The organism is Streptomyces milbemycinicus (assembly GCF_002154605.1).
Lineage (GTDB): Bacteria > Actinomycetota > Actinomycetes > Streptomycetales > Streptomycetaceae > Streptomyces > Streptomyces milbemycinicus.
Genome location: NZ_MUNE01001211.1, coordinates 1 through 527, shown reverse-complemented (window position 1 = coordinate 527; position 527 = coordinate 1). Strand labels below are relative to the sequence as shown.

Below are 527 nucleotides of genomic sequence, written 5' to 3'. Positions count from 1 at the left end.
TGGAGGTCTACGGCGTCCAGGGCGCGGCCGACCGCGCGCAGGATCTCCCAGCGGCGGGCCCCGTCGACGGGCAGTTCCGCCATCAGTTCGCCGAGCACCTCCAGGTCCATGACCAGGTTCCAGACCCTCTCGTCGAAGACAGCCAGCCGCATCTCGCCGAGCACGTACTGGGGTGCGTCACCGGCAGTGGCCTTGTCGCCCATCGGCGTCGGCTGGAACGGGATGCCGCTCGCGTCGAGGTCCGGGTTGGAGGCCGCTTCGATGCGCCAGTGGATCCGCTCGCCGCCGGACACGGGTGAGCCGACGCCGACGTAGTTGTTGCGCGGGTGGAGTCCCTTGACCGGGGTGCCGTCGGGGGCGTGGACGAGGCCCTCGCACTGGAAGCCCGGGGTGCGCGGGGTGAATCCGAGGTCAAGGATGGCCTCGACGGTGCGGCCCGCCCACTCGGCGGGGACCGTCCCGGTGACCTTGAACCAGCTGGTCCCCCACGGCGTTCCCCACGGGGTGCCGGGGGCGATGGGGCGGGT

At 72.1% G+C, this 527-nt stretch carries 1 pseudogene; it reads right to left on the bottom strand.

The features are described 5' to 3' along the window. A pseudogene (locus CCN51_RS52155) lies at window positions 1-527 on the bottom strand (alpha-mannosidase); the annotation flags it as partial.